16 protein-coding genes are annotated in these 19012 nt (G+C 49.4%); 6 read left to right on the top strand and 10 right to left on the bottom strand.

What is annotated here, in order from left to right:
* Nucleotides 1–28: 28 nt before the first annotated feature.
* From ASG34_RS12235 to ASG34_RS12195, 9 genes are all read right to left on the bottom strand, one after another.
* The gene (locus tag ASG34_RS12235; protein WP_055830963.1) at nucleotides 29–1678 is read right to left on the bottom strand and encodes an acyl-CoA synthetase; all 1650 of its coding nucleotides are present in this window, start codon (nucleotides 1676–1678) and stop codon (nucleotides 29–31) included.
* Nucleotides 1679–1891: 213 nt separating this feature from the next.
* On the bottom strand, nucleotides 1892–3022 hold the full coding sequence (locus ASG34_RS12230; RefSeq protein ID WP_055830961.1) for an HpcH/HpaI aldolase/citrate lyase family protein: 1131 nt from the start codon (nucleotides 3020–3022) through the stop codon (nucleotides 1892–1894).
* Nucleotides 3019–3321: an FAD assembly factor SdhE gene (locus ASG34_RS12225; RefSeq protein WP_055830959.1), complete on the bottom strand. Its 303-nt coding sequence runs from the start codon at nucleotides 3319–3321 to the stop codon at nucleotides 3019–3021. Before ASG34_RS12225 ends, ASG34_RS12230 begins: the two co-directional genes overlap by 4 nt.
* A 9-nt stretch (nucleotides 3322–3330) precedes the next feature.
* Entirely contained in the window at nucleotides 3331–4077 is a 747-nt protein-coding gene (locus ASG34_RS12220) for a succinate dehydrogenase iron-sulfur subunit (protein ID WP_055830957.1), read from the bottom strand.
* A 1-nt stretch (nucleotide 4078) separates the two neighbouring features.
* Entirely contained in the window at nucleotides 4079–5848 is a 1770-nt protein-coding gene (gene sdhA, locus ASG34_RS12215; protein WP_055830955.1) for a succinate dehydrogenase flavoprotein subunit, read from the bottom strand.
* Between the two features lie 26 nt (nucleotides 5849–5874).
* Nucleotides 5875–6228, bottom strand: a complete 354-nt coding sequence (gene sdhD / locus ASG34_RS12210) for a succinate dehydrogenase, hydrophobic membrane anchor protein (RefSeq protein ID WP_055830953.1) — start codon at nucleotides 6226–6228, stop codon at nucleotides 5875–5877.
* Between the two features lie 36 nt (nucleotides 6229–6264).
* Nucleotides 6265–6657, bottom strand: coding sequence for a succinate dehydrogenase, cytochrome b556 subunit (gene sdhC, locus ASG34_RS12205; protein WP_055830952.1), 393 nt, complete (start codon nucleotides 6655–6657; stop codon nucleotides 6265–6267).
* A gap of 7 nt (nucleotides 6658–6664) precedes the next feature.
* Nucleotides 6665–7867, bottom strand: a complete 1203-nt coding sequence (locus ASG34_RS12200; protein WP_055830950.1) for a malic enzyme-like NAD(P)-binding protein — start codon at nucleotides 7865–7867, stop codon at nucleotides 6665–6667.
* Between the two features lie 132 nt (nucleotides 7868–7999).
* Nucleotides 8000–8734, bottom strand: a complete 735-nt coding sequence (locus ASG34_RS12195) for a GntR family transcriptional regulator (RefSeq protein ID WP_055831433.1) — start codon at nucleotides 8732–8734, stop codon at nucleotides 8000–8002.
* 201 nt (nucleotides 8735–8935) lie between these two features.
* Between ASG34_RS12195 and ASG34_RS12190 the strand changes: the two genes are divergently transcribed.
* The 6 genes from ASG34_RS12190 to ASG34_RS12165 all read left to right on the top strand — a co-directional run bounded on the left by ASG34_RS12190 (nucleotide 8936) and on the right by ASG34_RS12165 (nucleotide 15608).
* Nucleotides 8936–9817: an HpcH/HpaI aldolase/citrate lyase family protein gene (locus ASG34_RS12190; protein WP_200934482.1), complete on the top strand. Its 882-nt coding sequence runs from the start codon at nucleotides 8936–8938 to the stop codon at nucleotides 9815–9817.
* Nucleotides 9818–9854: 37 nt separating this feature from the next.
* Nucleotides 9855–10913 (top strand): MaoC family dehydratase, encoded by a 1059-nt coding sequence (locus ASG34_RS12185; RefSeq protein WP_055830948.1) that lies wholly within the window; start codon nucleotides 9855–9857, stop codon nucleotides 10911–10913.
* Nucleotides 10914–10915: 2 nt separating this feature from the next.
* The gene (locus ASG34_RS12180) at nucleotides 10916–11914 is read left to right on the top strand and encodes an HpcH/HpaI aldolase/citrate lyase family protein (RefSeq protein WP_055830946.1); all 999 of its coding nucleotides are present in this window, start codon (nucleotides 10916–10918) and stop codon (nucleotides 11912–11914) included.
* Between the two features lie 25 nt (nucleotides 11915–11939).
* On the top strand, nucleotides 11940–12818 hold the full coding sequence (gene prpB / locus ASG34_RS12175) for a methylisocitrate lyase (protein ID WP_055830944.1): 879 nt from the start codon (nucleotides 11940–11942) through the stop codon (nucleotides 12816–12818).
* Between the two features lie 18 nt (nucleotides 12819–12836).
* The gene (prpC, locus tag ASG34_RS12170) at nucleotides 12837–14003 is read left to right on the top strand and encodes a bifunctional 2-methylcitrate synthase/citrate synthase (protein ID WP_055830941.1); all 1167 of its coding nucleotides are present in this window, start codon (nucleotides 12837–12839) and stop codon (nucleotides 14001–14003) included.
* Between the two features lie 144 nt (nucleotides 14004–14147).
* On the top strand, nucleotides 14148–15608 hold the full coding sequence (locus tag ASG34_RS12165) for a bifunctional 2-methylcitrate dehydratase/aconitate hydratase (protein ID WP_055830939.1): 1461 nt from the start codon (nucleotides 14148–14150) through the stop codon (nucleotides 15606–15608).
* Nucleotides 15609–15748: 140 nt separating this feature from the next.
* On the opposite strand, the gene ASG34_RS12160 is transcribed toward ASG34_RS12165, so the two are convergent.
* Nucleotides 15749–19012 (bottom strand): beta strand repeat-containing protein (locus ASG34_RS12160; protein WP_156376486.1); only part of this gene is annotated, 3264 nt, incomplete at its 5' end.

Genomic DNA, 19012 nt, shown 5'->3' with positions numbered 1-19012 from the left:
ATAGGTGTTCTTGAAATGATTGTTATTGTTAGCGGGCGTTGCTTTTCATGTAGGCAATCGCCGGTCCAACATCTTTACGTAGAATTTTACCATTTTTAGTGCGTGGAAATTCCTTAGCCAGGTAAACCGTTTTCGGTGTTTTGTAAGCGGCCAGGTGTTGCTTGCCAAAGGCGATCAGTTCATCTGCCTGCACTTCACACTCCGGCTTAGGTATCACATAGATCACCACCAGCAATTTGTCTTTCTCAATCTCTTCACCAATCGCGGCACAATCCGCCACGGCAGGATGGCCTTTGTAAACCCGCTCAATCTCGTAAGGCGAGACGCGGTAGCCAAAGCTCTTGATGATGTCATCCTTGCGCCCCAGGAACCAGATGTAGCCATCAGCGTCGTATTTAGCATAGTCACCGGTGAAGAAATAACCATCATGTTTGTATTTGACGGTTTCTTCCGGCAGATTCCAATAACTCAGGAATAGCCCTGGATCAGACTCAGGCACACAAATCATGCCCTCTTCACCTGCAGCGACCGGTTCCCGTGTTTCCGGATTCAACAAGACCAGATCATGCCCAGGCTGCGGAAAACCAGCCGATCCCGCGCGTATGGGCCGGTAAATACTTTGCGACAAGTAATAGGAAAACTCGCTCATACCCACCGCCTCATAGATATCCAGCCCAAAACGTTCACGCCATTGCACCAACACTTCATCGGACAAATGCTCACCAGCGCTCATATAGTGGCGAACGCTTGGAATATCCGCTTGTGTAGCGGTGGTTTTCTGCAATAACTGGCGATAAATCGTTGGTACACCGATAAAAATGGTCGCTTTATGCTTGGCAATCAAGTCCAGCCATTTTTGTGCGTCGTTTTTACCTTCATGCACAATCACGGTTTTACCCAGATACAAAGGATCCATCAGGCCGGTGCCTAACACATAAGTCCAGTTGAATTTGCCGGAATGCATAATGCGGTCTTGCAACTGGTCACTGTAATTAAACCAGTAATCTGCTGCTGGCTGGCGCCCAAGCAAGGCACGGTGCGCGTGTAACACGCCTTTAGGATAACCAGTCGTGCCTGAGGTATAGACCAGGTAAGCAGGGTCTTCAGCGCGCGTAGCATAAGCAGCCTGTGCTTCTGTGGCTTCAGCCAAAGCGGTTTGTAATGACAATACATTGACAACAGTTGAAGCAACTGCCTCATCAGTCAATTGTGTCAGCAGAATATGCTTGAGGTTAGGCGTCTGTGCGATATTTTCCTGCATTTTGGCAGACATGGTTGCCCAGGCAGCAGCATCCGTGACCAAGACGACAGCTCCTGAATCCTTAGCTAAATAAGCGACTTCTTCAGCAGTTAACAACGTCGATGTCGGCACCGAAATCGCTCCGGTTTTCATTGCCCCCAAAAAGGCTATCGGATAATCCAGGCTATTTGGCAAACGAATCAGGATGCGATCCCCTGCGGTAACACCAAGGTCACGCAACACTTGCGCAAACCTGTCAGTCTGCTCCGCCAGTTCAGCAAACGTAATCGTGCTGGTACCGAAGGTATCATCCTCCACAATCATGGCAATCTCGCCAGCCTTGGCAGTTCCCAAATGGCGGTCGCTACAAGCGACGCCAATATTGAACAGCTCGGGGATATCCCATTGCCATTGTGGATAAGGTGCTAACTGTGTCATCTCAAAACCTTTCCTGAATCTCTAAGCGTGCAGGGTTGGTATCACGCGTCATACGCATTTCTTTTGGAAATGCCTTTTAAATAATCATCACTCCTATCAATGAGCGAGCGGGATGAAGCACAAGACGCACGGCACGCAGAAACCGGAATGTACTCGAGTACATGAGGATTTCGAGTACCGCGCAACGCCGTGATTCGCCAGCGCAGCCATTGATTAAAGCAGAATGCCGTAGGGCCAGTTCTGGCGTACTACTTGCGCCGGCATCAATTGCAGTACATGCAAAGCAAACTCCATATCACTGGTCTTCAACGCCCTTAATGCATGCGCCCGCAACAATGTCTGCAAGGCCTTACCAAACATAGGTGGATCCAGCATTTCACCATCAAACTTGATTGCGCCACCCAGTAAAGCATCCGCTTCAATCGCTGCCTTTAAAATCGCCACTTTCTGGTTAATTTCAGTAGGTGATGGCGTGTAGGCGGTTTTGCATAAATGAATATGGCCAGGATGTATCACCTGCTTACCGGTCAGGCCCATCGCGGCTTCCTGGCAAGCATGCTTGTACACCACTCGCGACTCGTTATCACCATGCAGGTCCAGCCAGCGGCGCACATCATGTGGCTCAACAAACTTGTCCGGCATGATATTGCTGCCTATTAATGTTTCCACGCCGCCAATCACCCCTTTACCGGCAATCCTGGCTTCAAAAATCATCTGGTTGATAAAGTAAAACAGCTCCTCTATCCAGTGTTCCGGCGTGATGTGTATGCCCAGTGCTTTGGAGAAGTCATGGATACCGAATACCACATGTTTTACCGTGTCGTACTGCATCAAGTCAGGCGCGATTTTGAGCGATTTCGGATGCTCGATAATCGGCTGGATGGTGATGTGTGGGTTAATGCTGATCAGGAAACTGGATAAGTCGCGTACTTCTGCTGCGCCATAGGACTCCCCTGCTTTAGCCAGCATCACGACATCGATATACTCGCCCATGTCGCGCACCAGTTTCATGTCCTCTTCATACTCATCAGTACGGAAAGAATTGGCACGAATCGCAATTGTCACGCGCTCGTTAACTTTACGCAGCTTTGGCAGTTCCTGACGTAATAAAGTCCGGCTCATTTCCTTCTGTCTACAGCCATCTTCCAGGTCAAAAATCAGGGTGTGCGCATTGGTGAAATGGGCATGCTTGACCATACGGTTAGCTGCCTGTTCCATATCTTCATAAATACCCAGGCTGGGCGCATATTTCACCGGCGGATAATATAACTGGATCCCTGGCCAGTAGTCACCCAAAGCGCTGGCGTCCAGCGCGATTGGCTCTTCCCCCATATGCTGAATCATGCAGTTTCCTGTTCTGCCGATGGCCGGCTTTCCCTTAATTTCTGCAACACGGCTGTGTACTCTTTAGCCAGTGATTTTGTGGCTGATGCTTGAGTTTTTACCTCTTGTATCAACTCCCAGAACACGTTGTCCGGCAATTCCAGGAGCGTATCCAGCTGTGCCATTTCTGCGAGGGTCAGTCCATTAAAATGTTCGCTGACAAAGCGCTGCAATACGATGTCCAGTTCCAGCATGCCACGGCGGCAGCGCCAGGCCAGTCGTCGTTGTTCTGCCTCTCGTAAGATTTCCGCATTCAACATGTCCACTCCTTAAAGCACTTTGATACCAAAGATTTTCTTGCCCGGCGCATCCTGCTTGTGCGCTTTAACATTCTCGATTTTCAAATCCTTGATGGCTGCAATCGCGGCATTCGGATTGAGTTTTTTCGGGCAGACATCGGTACAGTTCATGATGTTATGGCAGCGGTATAAACGGTAAGGGTCTTCCAGGTTTTCCAAACGCGCTTCCTGCTCCTGATCGCGGCTATCAGCAATAAAACGATAGGCTTGCAATAATCCGGCCGGGCCCACAAATTTATCCGGATTCCACCAGAAACTGGGACATGAGGTGGTACAGGCTCCACATAAAATACATTCATACAGGCCATCCAACTTGGCGCGGTCTTCAGGGCTTTGCAGGCGCTCGGTTTCCGGCGGTGACTCGTGATTTTGCAGATAGGGCATCACCGAGTTGTAGTGCTCAAAAAACTGCGTCATATCGACCACCAGATCGCGGATCACCGGCAAGCCCGGCATAGGGCGCAACACTACCGGCTCCTGCAAATCTTCCAGCTTGGTAATACAGGCCAGTCCGTTTTTGCCATTGATATTCATGGCATCACTTCCGCATACGCCTTCGCGGCACGATTTACGCATACTCAACGTATCATCCAGCGCTTTCACACGCATGAGTGCGTCCAGCAGCATCTGGTCGCTGTCTTCCAGTGCAATATCGTAATCCTGCATGTAAGGCTTTTTGTCTACGTCCGGATTAAACCGGTAGATGGAGAAGCGCATATCAATACACCCTTTTCTTCAACGCAAATGTTTCAACGCTCAGCGGCTGCAAGCGCACCGGTTTATAAATCAGCTTTTGTTCACTGGCAAAATATAGTGAATGCGTTAACCATTTAGTATCATCGCGTTCCGGGAAATCTGCGCGCGCATGTGCGCCACGGCTTTCCTGTCGCGCATGTGCGGCACTCATGGTCGCCATTGCCACTTGCATCAGGTTATCAAGTTCGAGCGCTTCCACGCGGGCGGTATTGAATACTTTGCTCTTGTCTGTGATACGCAGATGCGCTGCCTGCCTGGCGACTTGTTCAATCGCACTGACACCAGTTTCCAGTAATTCCGGAAAGCGGAATACGCCACAATGTTTTTGCATCACCTGGCGCATGGCGTGCCCGGTGTCGGCTACATTCTCTCCGGCTAAATGACTTTCCAGGCGGTGCACGCGTGCCAGGGTGGCTTCTTCTGCATTGGCTGGCAAAGGTTTGTGTGTTTGGCTGCTAGCAATATCTGCCGCCATTTTGTCGCCAGCGGCCTTGCCGAAGACCACCAGGTCCAGCAATGAATTAGAACCCAGGCGGTTGGCACCATGCACCGATACACAGGCACATTCCCCCACCGCATACAGGCCATTGACCACGCGTTCAGATTCGCCATCGTGGATCACTACCTGGCCATCCAGGTTAGTTGGAATCCCGCCCATCATATAGTGTGCGGTCGGCACGACCGGAATAGGAGCGACAGTCGGGTCTACCCCGGCAAAGGTTTTGGCGATTTCGCGGATACCCGGCAGACGTTTATTGATAATGTCTTCGCCCAGATGGTCCAGTTTAAGGTAGACAGCGTCTTTATATTTGCCTACACCGCGACCGTCTTTGATTTCAGTCGCCATTGCACGTGCAACCACATCCCGGCTGGCGAGGTCTTTGGCGGTTGGCGCGTAACGCTCCATAAAGCGCTCACCTTCACTGTTAACCAGGTAACCGCCCTCGCCACGTACGCCCTCAGTGATCAGCACACCGGCATTGAGTACACCAGTCGGGTGAAACTGCCAGAACTCCATATCCTGCAACGGCAAGCCTGCCCGCGCCGCCATCCCCAGGCCATCGCCGGTATTGATAAACGCATTGGTGCTGGCCTGGAAAATACGGCCCCCACCGCCGGTAGCCAGCATGGTTGCCTTGGCATGAATGACATGGATATCACCGGTTTCTATTTCCAGGGCGATGACGCCCAGTACATCGCCATCAATGTCACGGATAAGATCCAGTGCGAACCATTCGATTAAAAACTGGGTATTGGCTTTGACATTTCGTTGGTACAAGGTATGCAGCATGGCGTGCCCGGTACGGTCAGCCACGGCACAGGTACGGGAAATCGGCTGTTCGCCGAAGTTACGCGTCATGCCGCCAAACGGGCGCTGGAAGATACGGCCATTCTCCAGCCGGTCAAACGGCATGCCAAAATGTTCGAGCTCAATAATCGCCTTGGCGGCATTGCGGCACATAAACTCGATGGCATCCTGGTCGCCTAGGTAATCAGAACCTTTGATCGTGTCATACATATGCCACAGCCAATTGTCATCAGAGACATTACCCAAAGCTGCCGCAATGCCGCCTTGTGCTGCCACCGTATGCGACCGGGTAGGAAACACTTTGGATAGCACAGCGACATCTGCACCAGACTCAGCCAGCTGTAACGCGGCGCGCAAGCCGGCACCACCACCACCGATGATGACGGCATCTACCTTGTGATGCTGAATATTACTTGCAGTCATATTGTTAACCCAGTCATGCCATCACCTTAAAACTTCATTGCAAACAAAATCCATACCACTGCTAATGCGTTCCCGCACACAGCGAGATTGACTACCCATTGCAACACCACCCGAATACCTAAATGCGGTACGTAGTCACGCAATACATCTCGTACGCCCAGCCAGGCATGCAGCAACATACAGATAAAAAACCAAACACTGAGCAAACGCCACCACCAAGGTGCAAATACAGCCACCCAGCCGGCGTAATCATGCGGTGCCAGCCATAACACACGCATACAAAACAGCAGTAAACCCGCCACCATGGACAATGCACACAAGCGCTGTGTCAACCACAGCCGCATACCAGGGTACTTTGCGGTCAGCAGTTCAAAAAGCATGGCTGAGACTCAATCTGCAAAAAGAATATTCCAAACTTATTTCCAGATAGCGAATATCACAAACAACATGGTCGCCACCACCAAACCCAATACCACGCGGCTGGAGAATCTTGCTTTTTGCAAAGTAGTCATCCAGTGCACGTCCATTGCCAAATGCCGGAGACCAGCGTAAAAATGATGAAAGAAAGCCCAGGCCAAACCAGTCAACAGCAGCTTTACCGGCCATTGCTGCAACTGCATGGATACAGTGGAGTAACCTTGCTCATTGCGCAACGAGAGATACAGTGCCCATAACATCAACGGCTGTATCAGAAACAGCACTACGCCACTGGCCCTATGCATAATCGACACCACCGCATTGACTGGCAAACGAATGGTGAACAGATTGAGGTTTTTGGGCCGTTGTTTTTTTGGTTTTTTAACAATCATACTGTCTTCATTTACCTGATTTGGCCGCCTGCGCCACAGCGCCAGCGACAAACTCCATTAGCCGCGGATCAAATGGTTTAGGGATAATGTAATCCTTACCGAATGAGAGTGATTTCAACTGGTAAGCATCCAGCACCTGTTGCGGCACCGGCTCACGTGCCAGCGCGCTTAATGCTTTAGCGGCCGCGACTTTCATTTCTTCTGTAATCTGTTTCGCTTGTGCATTAAGCGCGCCGCGGAAGAGATAAGGGAAACACAAGGCATTGTTTACCTGGTTGGGAAAATCACTGCGGCCGGTCGCCATGATAACGTCATCGCGTAGTGCAAATACCTGGTCAGGCAAGATTTCAGGATCCGGATTCGCCAGTGCAAAGATCACAGGCTTTGCCGCCATCTCGGTAACCAGTGCTGGCGGCAGGCCATTTTTAGCGGATACGCCAATAAATACATCGGCACCGGATATGACATCTGCCAGGGTTTTGGCATCTGTTGGCGCAACGGCCAACTCATGATTATTATCATGCAAATCATCACGTGAAGTATCCAGCACCCCTTTGCGATCAACCATGATGATATTTGTCGCGCCCATTAACTTAAGCAATTTCGCACAAGAACAACCAGCCGCGCCTGCGCCTAAAAACACTATTTTGACGTTAGGCAAAGCTTTGCTCTGTAATTCAAGGGCATTCAGCAATGCTGCCGCAACAATGACTGCAGTGCCATGCTGGTCGTCATGAAATACCGGAATATCCAGGCGTTTTTTCAACTCATTTTCAATATAGAAACAGTGCGGTGCTGCAATATCCTCAAGGTTAATGCCCCCAAACGTAGGGGCAATATTTACTACTGTCTGGATAAAATCATCCGGCGTTGCTGCATTCACTTCTATATCAAACACATCAATCCCGGCAAAACGCTTGAACAATACGGCTTTTCCTTCCATCACCGGCTTGCCTGCGAGTGCGCCCACATTGCCGAGTCCCAGCACCGCCGTGCCATCGGTAATCACGGCAATCAAGTTACCCTTATTGGTATATTTGTAAGCATTGGCTGGGTCCGCCTCGATTTCACGCACCGGCTCGGCTACACCAGGCGTATAAGCCAGTGACAAATCCTGCTGGGTGGCGCATGGTTTGGACGATTCAACGCTCAGTTTTCCCGGCTTGGGGAACTGATGGTAATCCAGTGCGCGTTTTTTTAAATCGTCCATTGATTTTTCCTTAATATGGCCCTGGCTTTATTAATAAAATGATTTAAAAATTTCAGCAGCAAGGCGAATGAGCGCAGACAGTGCGAATAGCACGGCCAGCGAAATTCAACACAGCTAATGAATAATTTTTAATCATTCCAACTCACTCATATAGTGGTGATCATCAGTAAGACACAACCCGAACCGCCACTCCATAGGTTTGTCGCCATAAGTAAACGACACCCGCTCAATACTCAGTAGTGGATACCCCTCTTTCAAACCCAGCGCTTTCGCAACTTCAGCATCTGCTGCCACTGCTTTAATGCGTTCTTCCGCCCGTATCATGCGAATGCCAAATTGTGACTCGTACATGCTATACATAGAGCCATTGCTTTCTTCAACCTTGGCTCGGTTCAGGCCTTTGAATGGGGCAGCTGGCACCACAATATGGTCATAAATCAGGGGGCGACCGGAAAACGTCAACAGACGCTTTACTTCAATAGTGGTTGCACCAGCCTTGATTTCTAATACTTTGCCGATATGCGCGTTGGCTTTACTCTTGATACAGGAGAGAAACTCGTTTTGCAGCAACTCTTTCTGGCCATTTTCTGCCGTCAACCGCAAAAAACGCAATTTCACGTCATCCTGGTTATGAGTAGCGACAAACGTGCCTTTGCCCTGGCGGCGAATCAGGATATTTTCCGTCGCCAGACTATCAATGGCTTTACGCACCGTGCCCTGGCTTACTTTATAGCGCTGTGCCAGGTCGATCTCGCTGGGGATCATATCACCCGGGCGCCATTCACCGCCTATCAGACTTTGCGTAATCAACACCTTAATCTGATCATATAAGGGTCTGTAACTCGCCGATGCAAACTGCTTATCCATCATTGGTAAACGCTCCAGGTAAACGCTATATTCATTTTCTGATATGCGAAAAACTTCATTCCGCCATGCTTAATTAATTTATACCACAGACAAAACTCAGATGTCCACTGTTTTATATCTTATATAAGACATAAGATATTCATTGACAGACAAAATTTTATCATCAATAATTCAGTGAAATCTCCTTAACAAGGAAAAATAATGCCCTATCCACTCAGACCCAGACGCTCCATGTTGTATGTGCCAGGATGCAATACGCACTACCTGGAACGTGCACGCACACTGGCGGCGGATTCAGTCATCCTGGACCTGGGCGACCCGATCCTGATCGATGCCAAACTGCAATCGCGTGAAAATGTGGTTCAGGCTGTCAAACAGGGTGGTTACGGCAAACGAGAAGTTGTCATCCGAGTCAACGACCTGGATTCAATCTGGGGTCACGATGACATCCAGGCCGTGGCTAATGTTGGCGCCGATGCCATCCTGTTTCCTAATATAGAATCCCGTGAAGATGTATTGCGGGCGCAACAATTACTGGACGCCGCCGGTGGCAAAGACGTGCCCATGATGGTGATGATAGAAAGCCCGCTGGCGGTATTGAATGCCAAGGAAATCGCCGCTGCTTCCGAACGTGTGATCTGTATGGTGATGGCCACCTCAGACCTGATTTCGCAGTTACATGCACGTGTCACGCACGAGCGTTCTGCTATCCTGACTTCATTATCCCTGGTAATCCTTGCCGCACGTGCTTATGGTAAAGGCGTCATTGATGGCATTACCAGCGATTTCAAGAATATGCATTCATTTGAATACGCCTGTCGCATAGGCCGGGATATCGGCATGGATGGCAAGTCCCTGGTACACCCGGCGCAGATAGCTTATTGCAATGACGCTTACACTCCACAACGCAGCGAAGTTGAACATGCGCGCCTGATTATTAAAGCCTTGAAAGAAGCCAATGAAGCGGGCCGAGGTACTGTGGTAGTTAACGATAAACTGGTTGAGCATCACCATATCAAAGCAGCCCAACGATTAATTCAGCTTGCAGAAGCCATCAGCGAACTGGAAGAAGAGTTTATTTAATGCTTAACCCTACTGAAAAATTTTAAAGGAGGACACCATGCAAAGCAAAATTTCTGCAGGCCGTTTCTTCGAAGACTTCAAACTGCACGAAGTCATCCAGCACGCGACCCCTCGCACTATTACTGCAGGAGATAGCGCGCTTTATATCGCGCTGACCGGTGCGCGCAACCCGCTGCATTGCTGTGAGCCACTGGCGCAGGCATTAGGCTATCCGACAACGCCGATTGATGACTTACTGGCTTTTCATATCGCTTTTGGTAAAACAGTGCCGGATGTGTCAGTCAATGCGGTTGCCAATCTGGGCTATGCTGATGTGCGCTTTCTGCAGCCAGTCTATGTAGGCGACACACTCGCAACTTCCAGCGAGGTGATAGGCCTGAAACAAAATTCCAGCGGTAAAAATGGCGTGGTCTGGGTACGTTCCACCACTGTCAACCAGCATCAACAACCTGTGCTTAGCTGGGTACGCTGGGTCATGGTACAAAAAAAGAATCATGAGGCCCCTGCCCCGGAAACCACTATTCCAGAATTGCCGGAATTTGTCGCCGCTGAATCATTGGCTTTGCCCACTAACTTCAAGTTGCAAAATGACCTGGGCGTCGCCACCGGTGGCAAATACTGGTGGGATGACTACGAGGTGGGAGAATGTATGCGCCATCCTTCCGGCCTGACTATCAATGAGACCGACCATACCCTGGCCACGCACTTATACCAGAATAATGCCCGCCTGCATTTTGACGCGCACCTGATGAAAAGCACACCGCAAGGCAAGCGCCTGGTCTATGGCGGCGTGGTGATTTCGGCATGTCGGGCACTGAGTTACGAAGGACTGGAAAATGCCATTTCCATTCTGGCGATCAATGGCGGTACTCATGCCAATCCGAGTTATGCCGGTGACACCATTTACTGCCTGACCAAGGTATTGGACAAATGGCCCCTGCCCTATCCGGAACTGGGTGCATTACGCTTGCGTATGGTGGGTGTCAAGAATATGCCGCCGACCACACTGGAGAATATCAAAACCACACAGGGCTACCATCCGCATGTGGTGCTCGATCTCGATTACACAGTACTTATTCCACGGAAAGGAAATTGATGATGGCGGTCCATCCAAATCAGGCTTTGTTTGGCGGTGAAAAACCCTTTCCCGTGATCCCGGCCTGTGAACATTTTGCCGGCAGTGAAAAACTGATTTTAAAAGCATTGTCCTTGCAGGACCCGGCGAACCCAAATGGCGCAGGCCCGGTATTCGATATCACTTGCGATTGCGAAGATGGCGCTGCCAGTGGCCAGGAACAAGCACATGCAGAAATGATAGTGCGTATCCTGAATTCTGAAGCCAACCAGCACAAGATGGCGGGCGCGCGTATCCATGACTACACGCATCCGCACTGGAAAAAAGATATTGATATCCTGGTTGGTGGTGCCGGCCAGGTATTGAGCTACCTGACGATCCCCAAATGCACGGATATTAGCCAGGCACAGGAAATGATTGCCTATATTCAGCAGGTTGCCAAACAGCACGGCATAGCGCGTGAAATTCCCGTACATTTGCTGATTGAAACACATGGCGCCCTGCGCCAGGTGCATGAGATCGCGCAACTGCCGTGGTTACAGGTACTGGATTTCGGTTTAATGGATTTTGTCAGTGCCCATAACGGTGCGATTCCGGCCACCGCCATGCGTAGTCCGGGGCAGTTTGACCATCAATTGCTTGCACGCGCCAAAAGCGAAGTCGTTTCCGCCGCGCTGGCAAATGGGGTAGTGCCTGCGCATAACGTCACCCTTGATTTAAAAAATGCGGAAGTGACTTACAGCGATGCCTATCGCGCCCGCAATGAATTCGGGTTCATGCGTATGTGGAGTATTTACCCGACGCAGATCCAGGCCATTGTCGACGCCATGAAACCTAACTTTGACGAAGTCAGTGATGCGGCCAATATCCTGCTTACGGCACAAGCCGCTGATTGGGGCCCGATTCAGTACGCCGGGGAATTACACGACCGCGCCACCTACCGATACTTCTGGGAGGTGTTGCAGAAAGCCAAGCAAACCGGCGTAGCTATGCCAGCTGAAGCTGAAACAGCTTTTTTCTAACCCCGGCAAACAGGAAAACTTGATCATGATTCAATCTCTTACGCCAGGTGCACGCTTCCGTGCTGCGCTGGCGACAGAACAGCCGTTACAAATCATAGGTGCCATTAATGCCTATCACGCCATGCTGGCGACACAGAGCGGCTTTAAAGCCATTTACCTGTCTGGTGGCGGTGTAGCGGCCGGTTCGCTTGGTTTGCCGGATTTAGGTATTTCCACGCTGGAAGATGTGCTGATTGATGTCCGTCGTATCACTGACGCGGTGGAGACGCCATTATTGGTAGATATTGATACCGGGTTTGGCGGTGCTTTCAATATTGCCCGTACCATTAAAAGCGTGGCTAAAGCCGGTGCGGCTGCAGTGCATATTGAAGACCAGGTCAGCGCCAAACGTTGCGGACACAGGCCCAACAAGGCCATCGTCAGCCTGGATGAAATGGTAGACCGCGTAAAAGCAGCAGTGGATGCCAAACCTTATGATGATTTTGTGGTGATGGCACGTACCGATGCTTTAGCGGTGGAAGGGCTGCAATCAGCCATAGATCGCGCGAGTGCTTGTGTAGAAGCCGGTGCCGATATGATTTTTCCGGAAGCCATGACCGACTTGAAGATGTACCAGCAATTTGTTGAAGCGGTCAAAGTGCCGGTACTGGCGAATATCACCGAATTTGGCGCGACGCCATTGTTTACGGTAGATGAATTGGCAACGGCAGGCGTGGGCATGGTGCTATATCCACTCTCTGCTTTCCGCGCCATGAACCAGGCAGCCCTCACCGTCTATCAGGGTGTGCGCAAGGATGGCACACAGAAAAACGTACTGGACCTGATGCAAACGCGTGCTGACCTGTATACCCATCTCGGTTATCACGCCTTTGAAGAAAAACTCGACGCCCTTTTCAAGCAATAAGGGCTCTTGGAGATCATGATGAATACACCTACTGATTTAAACACGTCTACGGAAGCACCCAAACGCAAGAAAGGTGTTGCCCTGGCAGGTGTCGCGGCTGGCACAACAGCTATTTGCACCGTTGGCCATAGTGGCAATGATTTACACTACCGCGGTTACGATATTATCGAGCTGGCAACACATGCTACCTTTGAAGAAGTCGCCTACTTGCTGATTTACGGCGAGCTGCCCACCCAGGCACAACTCACGCAATATCATCAAAAGCTCAAAAAGCTGCGCGGCCTGCCCAGTGCACTGAAAGCCGTACTGGAACAGATTCCTGCCGATGCGCACCCTATGGATGTCATGCGCACTGGCTGCTCCATGCTAGGCACGCTGGAACCGGAAGCTACAGACCGAAATACCGAAGGCGCACAAGCACTTGGTGACAGGCTGATTGCCTGTTTCGGTTCTATTCTGGTGTACTGGTATCACTTCAGCCAGAGCGGTACGCGCATTGAGGTAGAAACCGATGATGACTCGATTGCCGCACATTTCCTGCATATCCTGCACGGAAAAAAACCTTCTGAACTGCATATTAAAGCCATGAATACATCCCTGGTACTGTATGCGGAACATGAGTTCAATGCTTCCACATTTACCGCGCGGGTGATTGCCGGCACCTTGTCTGACCTGTATTCCTGTGTCACGGGTGCGATTGGCGCCTTGCGTGGACCCAAACATGGCGGTGCCAATGAAGCGGCAATGGAAATCATAGAGCGCTACAACAATCCGGATGAAGCCGAGGCTGACATCATGGCGCGCATGGCGCGTAAGGAAATCATTATTGGTTTTGGGCATCCGGTTTATACCATCGCCGACCCAAGGAATGAATCCATCAAGGAAGTCAGCCGCTCACTGGGAGAAGACGCTGGCAATCTGAAACTTTTCGATATTTCTGCCCGCATTGAAGAAACCATGTGGCGTGAAAAGAAAATGTTCCCCAACCTGGACTGGTACAGCGCTTCCAGCTATCACATGATGGGCATTCCTACCGGCATGTTTACGCCTATCTTTGTGATCTCCCGCACCACCGGTTGGGTTGCACACTCCATTGAACAGCGTATTGATAACAAAATTATTCGCCCTAATGCGGAATATAACGGGCCGGATAACAGGCCTTTTGTTCCTATTAAACAGCGTTAATCACGCACTTTTGACCTGCATCTTTAGTTCTTCCCGTTGCTTTAACACATAAAGCATCAAGACCAAGGTGCGTCAAAATTTAAATATTAACGAATCACAAGCAGCAATTGATTCACTTTTAACCTATTGATAAAGGTAATAACTATGTCAGCCCATATTTCTAATGTACGCCCGGATCCGGATCAGGTGATTGTCGATATCGCCAATTACGTGGCAGATTTTGAGATTGACTCTGCCGAAGCTTACGATACAGCGCGTAACTGCCTGATGGATACACTGGGTTGCGGGTTTGAAGCATTAGATTATCCAGCGTGTACCAAATTGCTGGGGCCAGTGATTACCGGCACAATAGTACCTAACGGTGCAAAAGTACCAGGCACGTCCTACCAGTTGGACCCGATTCTGGCGGCATTCAATATTGGCGCCATGATCCGCTGGCTGGATTTCAATGATACCTGGCTGGCCGCCGAGTGGGGACATCCTTCCGATAATCTAGGCGGCATACTGGCCTCAGCAGATTATATTTCACGCAAAAATGTAGCTGAAGGCAAGGCTCCGCTAACCATGAAGGAGGTGCTGACAGCAATGATCAAGGCGCACGAAATCCAGGGTGTACTGGCGCTGGAAAACAGCTTTAACCGCGTAGGGCTGGACCACGTTATCCTGGTCAAGATTGCTTCTACCGCTGTGGTCACCAAACTGCTTGGTGGTAACAAGCAAGATATCATCAATGCTGTTTCCAACGCGTTTGTCGATGGCCAGAGCCTGCGCACTTACAGACATAGCCCGAATACAGGCTCTCGTAAATCCTGGGCTGCCGGTGATGCCACCTCTCGTGCGGTGCGCCTGGCCTGGATGACGCTGCAAGGTGAAATGGGCTATCCAAGTGCGCTCACCGCCAAAACCTGGGGTTTCTATGATGTGTTGTTTAAAGGTAATGCTTTTAAATTCCAGCGTCCATACGGGAGCTATGTCATGGAGCAAGTGCTGTTCAAGATTTCTTTTCCAGCAGAATTTCATGCACAAACCGCTGTGGAAAGTGCTTTCCAGTTAAATAAAGAAGTTGGAAACCGTCTGCAATCCCTGGACGATATCAGTAATATTGAAAAAATCGTCATCACCACACATGAATCAGCCATACGTATTATTGATAAATCGGGCCCGATGAATAACCCTGCTGACCGCGACCACTGCATCCAATACATGGCTGCAGTTGGCTTGTTGAAAGGTAAGCTGACAGCTTTGGACTACGAAGATGAAGCAGCTGCTGATCCTCGTATCGATGCCTTGCGCGATAAAATGACTTGTGTGGAAAAAGCTGAATACACGCGCGATTACCTGGACCCGGAAAAACGCTCAATCGCCAATGCCATCCAGATCTTTTTTAAAGACGGTACTCAATCCAGCAATATTGCCGTTGAGTACCCGATTGGTCATCGTCGCCGTCGGGAAGAAGGTATCCCCGAATTAGTGAAGAAATTCAAGGTGAATCTGGCTCGTCGGTTTGATGAAAAAAAACAATCGGAAATATTAACGCTTTGCCAAGACCAGAAAGCACTGGAAAAAACCTCCGTTCACCAATTTGTAGATATGCTGGCACTTTAGACTCAACTGCATTTAATTTAACCAGGGCACATTTGTGCCCTTTTCTTATTCGATCAACGCTTCTTTTGGAATATTGTTATTCCAATTCAGAAATAAAAAAAGCGACCCGAAGGTCGCTTTTTTTATTTCAACTACATTAATTACTGATCAACAATCAACTTTTGTTGTGCTAACAGGCTATTGATAATCGCTGCATCACTGCTTTGACCGGTAGTAATATCGACACCATTCAACACGATCTGCTGAGTAGTATTGCCGCTGCTAAAGCTTCCTGACACATTGTGTGCATCATTGGCAAAACCACCATTCGAACTGATATGAACAATGGTATCGCTACCTGATTTTTCAAAGTGCAGGTAGTTCTGCAGATTGCCCGGATTCTCGCCTTGTAACAAATCACGGATATCCAGCACATCACCACCTTGTGATGGGGCTGCCTTGTTGAAATCAGTGATAGTGTCACGTGCAGGGTTGCCCGCTACACCATCATCACCACGATCCCATTTGAAGACATCCACGCCTGCACCGCCAGTCAGAGTATCGTTACCTTTACCACCAATCAGGATGTCGTTACCGTCACCGCCATTCAAGGTATCGTTACCGGCACCACCGCGCAGGATATCGTTACCAGCACCGCCGTTCAGTGTATCGTTACCACCTAAACCGTAAATGATATCGTTTCCTGAAGTACCGTTAAGCTGGGTATCATTTCCGCTGGTGCCACTAATGATTCCGCTATTACCGCTAGTCAACAGATCAATATTGATCAGGTTGGCTGAAGATGCACTGTCACTTAGATTGGTGCTGTCTGTCGCACTAATCTTGAAGCTATCCAGCACATTCACACCAATAGTGTTATCTGTTCTGATGGTAGACAAGAATTCATTCAGCTTCAGGTTATCGATGGTACCGCCATCTAGAGCAGTCACTTCCAGCTTACCACTGCCTCCTAGTACATTAAGGAAGCCATTATCTTGTGCATAAGTCACTTTCAAGCCTAGCTCACTTGCAACAGCAGAAGAGTAGTTCAGGAAAGCGCCACTCAGTGCAATCAATGCGCTGTAAGTAATAGTGACATTATTGATGTTGTTATTCACATCGCTGGCACTGAATCCTTGTCTGCTGGAGAAGTTCAGCAGATCAACATTCAACAAGCCTGGGATGGTCAACAAACCAGCAGAATTGATACCGGTGCTTACATCAGGCGCAACTTGTGGAACGGCATTGATCTTAGTCACATTGATGCTCAATGTAGCAGAGCTGGTATCACCATCTCTGTCACTCAATGTGTATTTGAAGTCAGCCACACCGGAAACACTGGTGTTTTTAGGTGTGAAGACAAACGTGCCATCATCCATGTCTAAAACCAATGACCCTTTGCTGGTGGTAATTGTCAGTTTGTGACTTGCAGAATCATAAGTACTGTTGTTAGTACCGTTTACAGTAATTGCACCTGTCGTTGCATTGAATGTGTAAGTACTACCATCCACTACCACTGATTTCACATAGCCACCATCTGCACCGAAACCACCGTTAGTCACCAAGCTGCCAGAAATAGAAGCTGCAACTGTTTGGCTCAACACACCATCGAGCTGGTCAAAATTAGTCACTTTGACACCACCGGTATTCACACCAGCCTGACCATCGTATGCAATTGGGTCCAGCTGTGATGTAGAGGTGTTTTGGCCTAAACCAAGCGCATATGACTTGATGTTATAAGTTTCCAGGAATTGAATCCATGCTCTTTCTTCAGCCGCTTGGATACCAGCGTCAGCAGAAGATGCATTCTCGTTACCGCTTAGGTCACTAGTACCACCCAACCCACGGTTAGGCTCACCATCTGTAAAAAAGTAAGACACAGTCTGTGCATTATCCAATTTACCAGGAGAACCATAAGCATTGATTGCTGTTTCAAGGGCTGAATCATAGTTTGTATTGCCATTGGCAGACAAAGTGTTCAAGAGAGTGTTAGCTTCAGCAACAGTCAACCAGGTTGTCCCTAATTGTCTCGTTTGCGCATCGCCAGCAAACACAACCAAGGCAACTTTCACATCACCCAGATCATCATAGCTTGCCAACAGCGTCTTGATTGACTGAATAGCACTTGCCAAACGAGTCTGGCCGCCCACACCATCTCTTCCACCCATACTGCCGGAAACGTCCAATGTAATCATGACATTGGTGTTTGCGGAGTTAGTTGCATAAACAGTCTGGTTGTTTGCAACAGGTGAATCATCCTCAATCGTTACCGGCAGGGTTGTGACTTGTGTCACACCATTGGCAACGACTTTGACACCAATCTCAGTTTTCAGAGTGTCTTCGGTCGTCGTAATAGGATGATCAATTGGTTTGCTTAATGTAACGTTATAGGCACCACTGTTGTTGATCGTTGCAGTCAGTACTTTCTCGCTACCTGCAAAACCGGTCAATGTTTTGCCATCTGCAGACAATGACCATGTCACAGTCACTCCACCGGAAGTTAGTGTGCCTGCCGTTGGCGCAGTCAGCGTCCATACAGCACCGCTACTGTTACTAGCATTCAAGCTGAACGAACCTGTGGCTACGGCTGAATCAGTAGTATCAGTGTTGCCAGCATTATCTTTGATACCGCCAGACAAACCTTCTTCAGAGACAGTGAACTTGCTGCCATTCACAACTGTGATACCACTATCGTTGTCAATGATGATACCGGTTGCTGATTTGCCACCAATGCTCAATGGCAGGGTTTCGTTTGGCTCAATCAATGTGTCATCAATAGTAGGCACAGTTACAGTGAAGCTGCTCACACCTGCCGGAACGGTGATAGTTCCGGTAACAGCATTGTAAGTAACGCCATTGCTGAACACGGCGGAGCCATAATCTGCGCTGGAAGCTGTACCGCCACCCAGGGTGTAGCTATAGGTTGTCGGTGCATTCGTGGCAGTGCTTAAAGTGACTGTGTAAACCAGATTATTACCTTCTTCAACAGACCCACCATTCGGACCAGCAGTGATAGTGTCTATCGTAGCCCTGTCATTATCAACAATCACACCAGTACCAGTCGCACCACCGATAGTCAGTGGCAGTGTCTCGTTCAGTTCAACRATRGTGTCATCAACTGTCGGCACTGTCACAGTGAAGCTGCTTACGCCTGCTGGTACAGTGATCGTTCCGGTAGCCGGATTGTAGGTAACGCCATTGCTAAATACGGCAGTACCATAATCGGCAGTTGACGCAGTTCCACCACCCAGGTTGTAAGTATATGTAGTAGGAACGTTGGTAGTTGCACTCAGGGTCACTGTATAAACCAGAGATGTGCCTTCAACAACGCTGTCGTCACCTGGGCCAGGCTGACCTGGTTCTACAGTCACAACAGTCGCTTTGTCATTATCAACAATCACACCAGTACCAGTCGCACCACCGAT

The organism is Methylophilus sp. Leaf416, from assembly GCF_001424665.1.
Classification (GTDB): Bacteria; Pseudomonadota; Gammaproteobacteria; order Burkholderiales; family Methylophilaceae; genus Methylophilus.
Note: the sequence above shows the minus strand (reverse complement) of the source record. Positions and strands in the feature narration are given on the sequence as shown.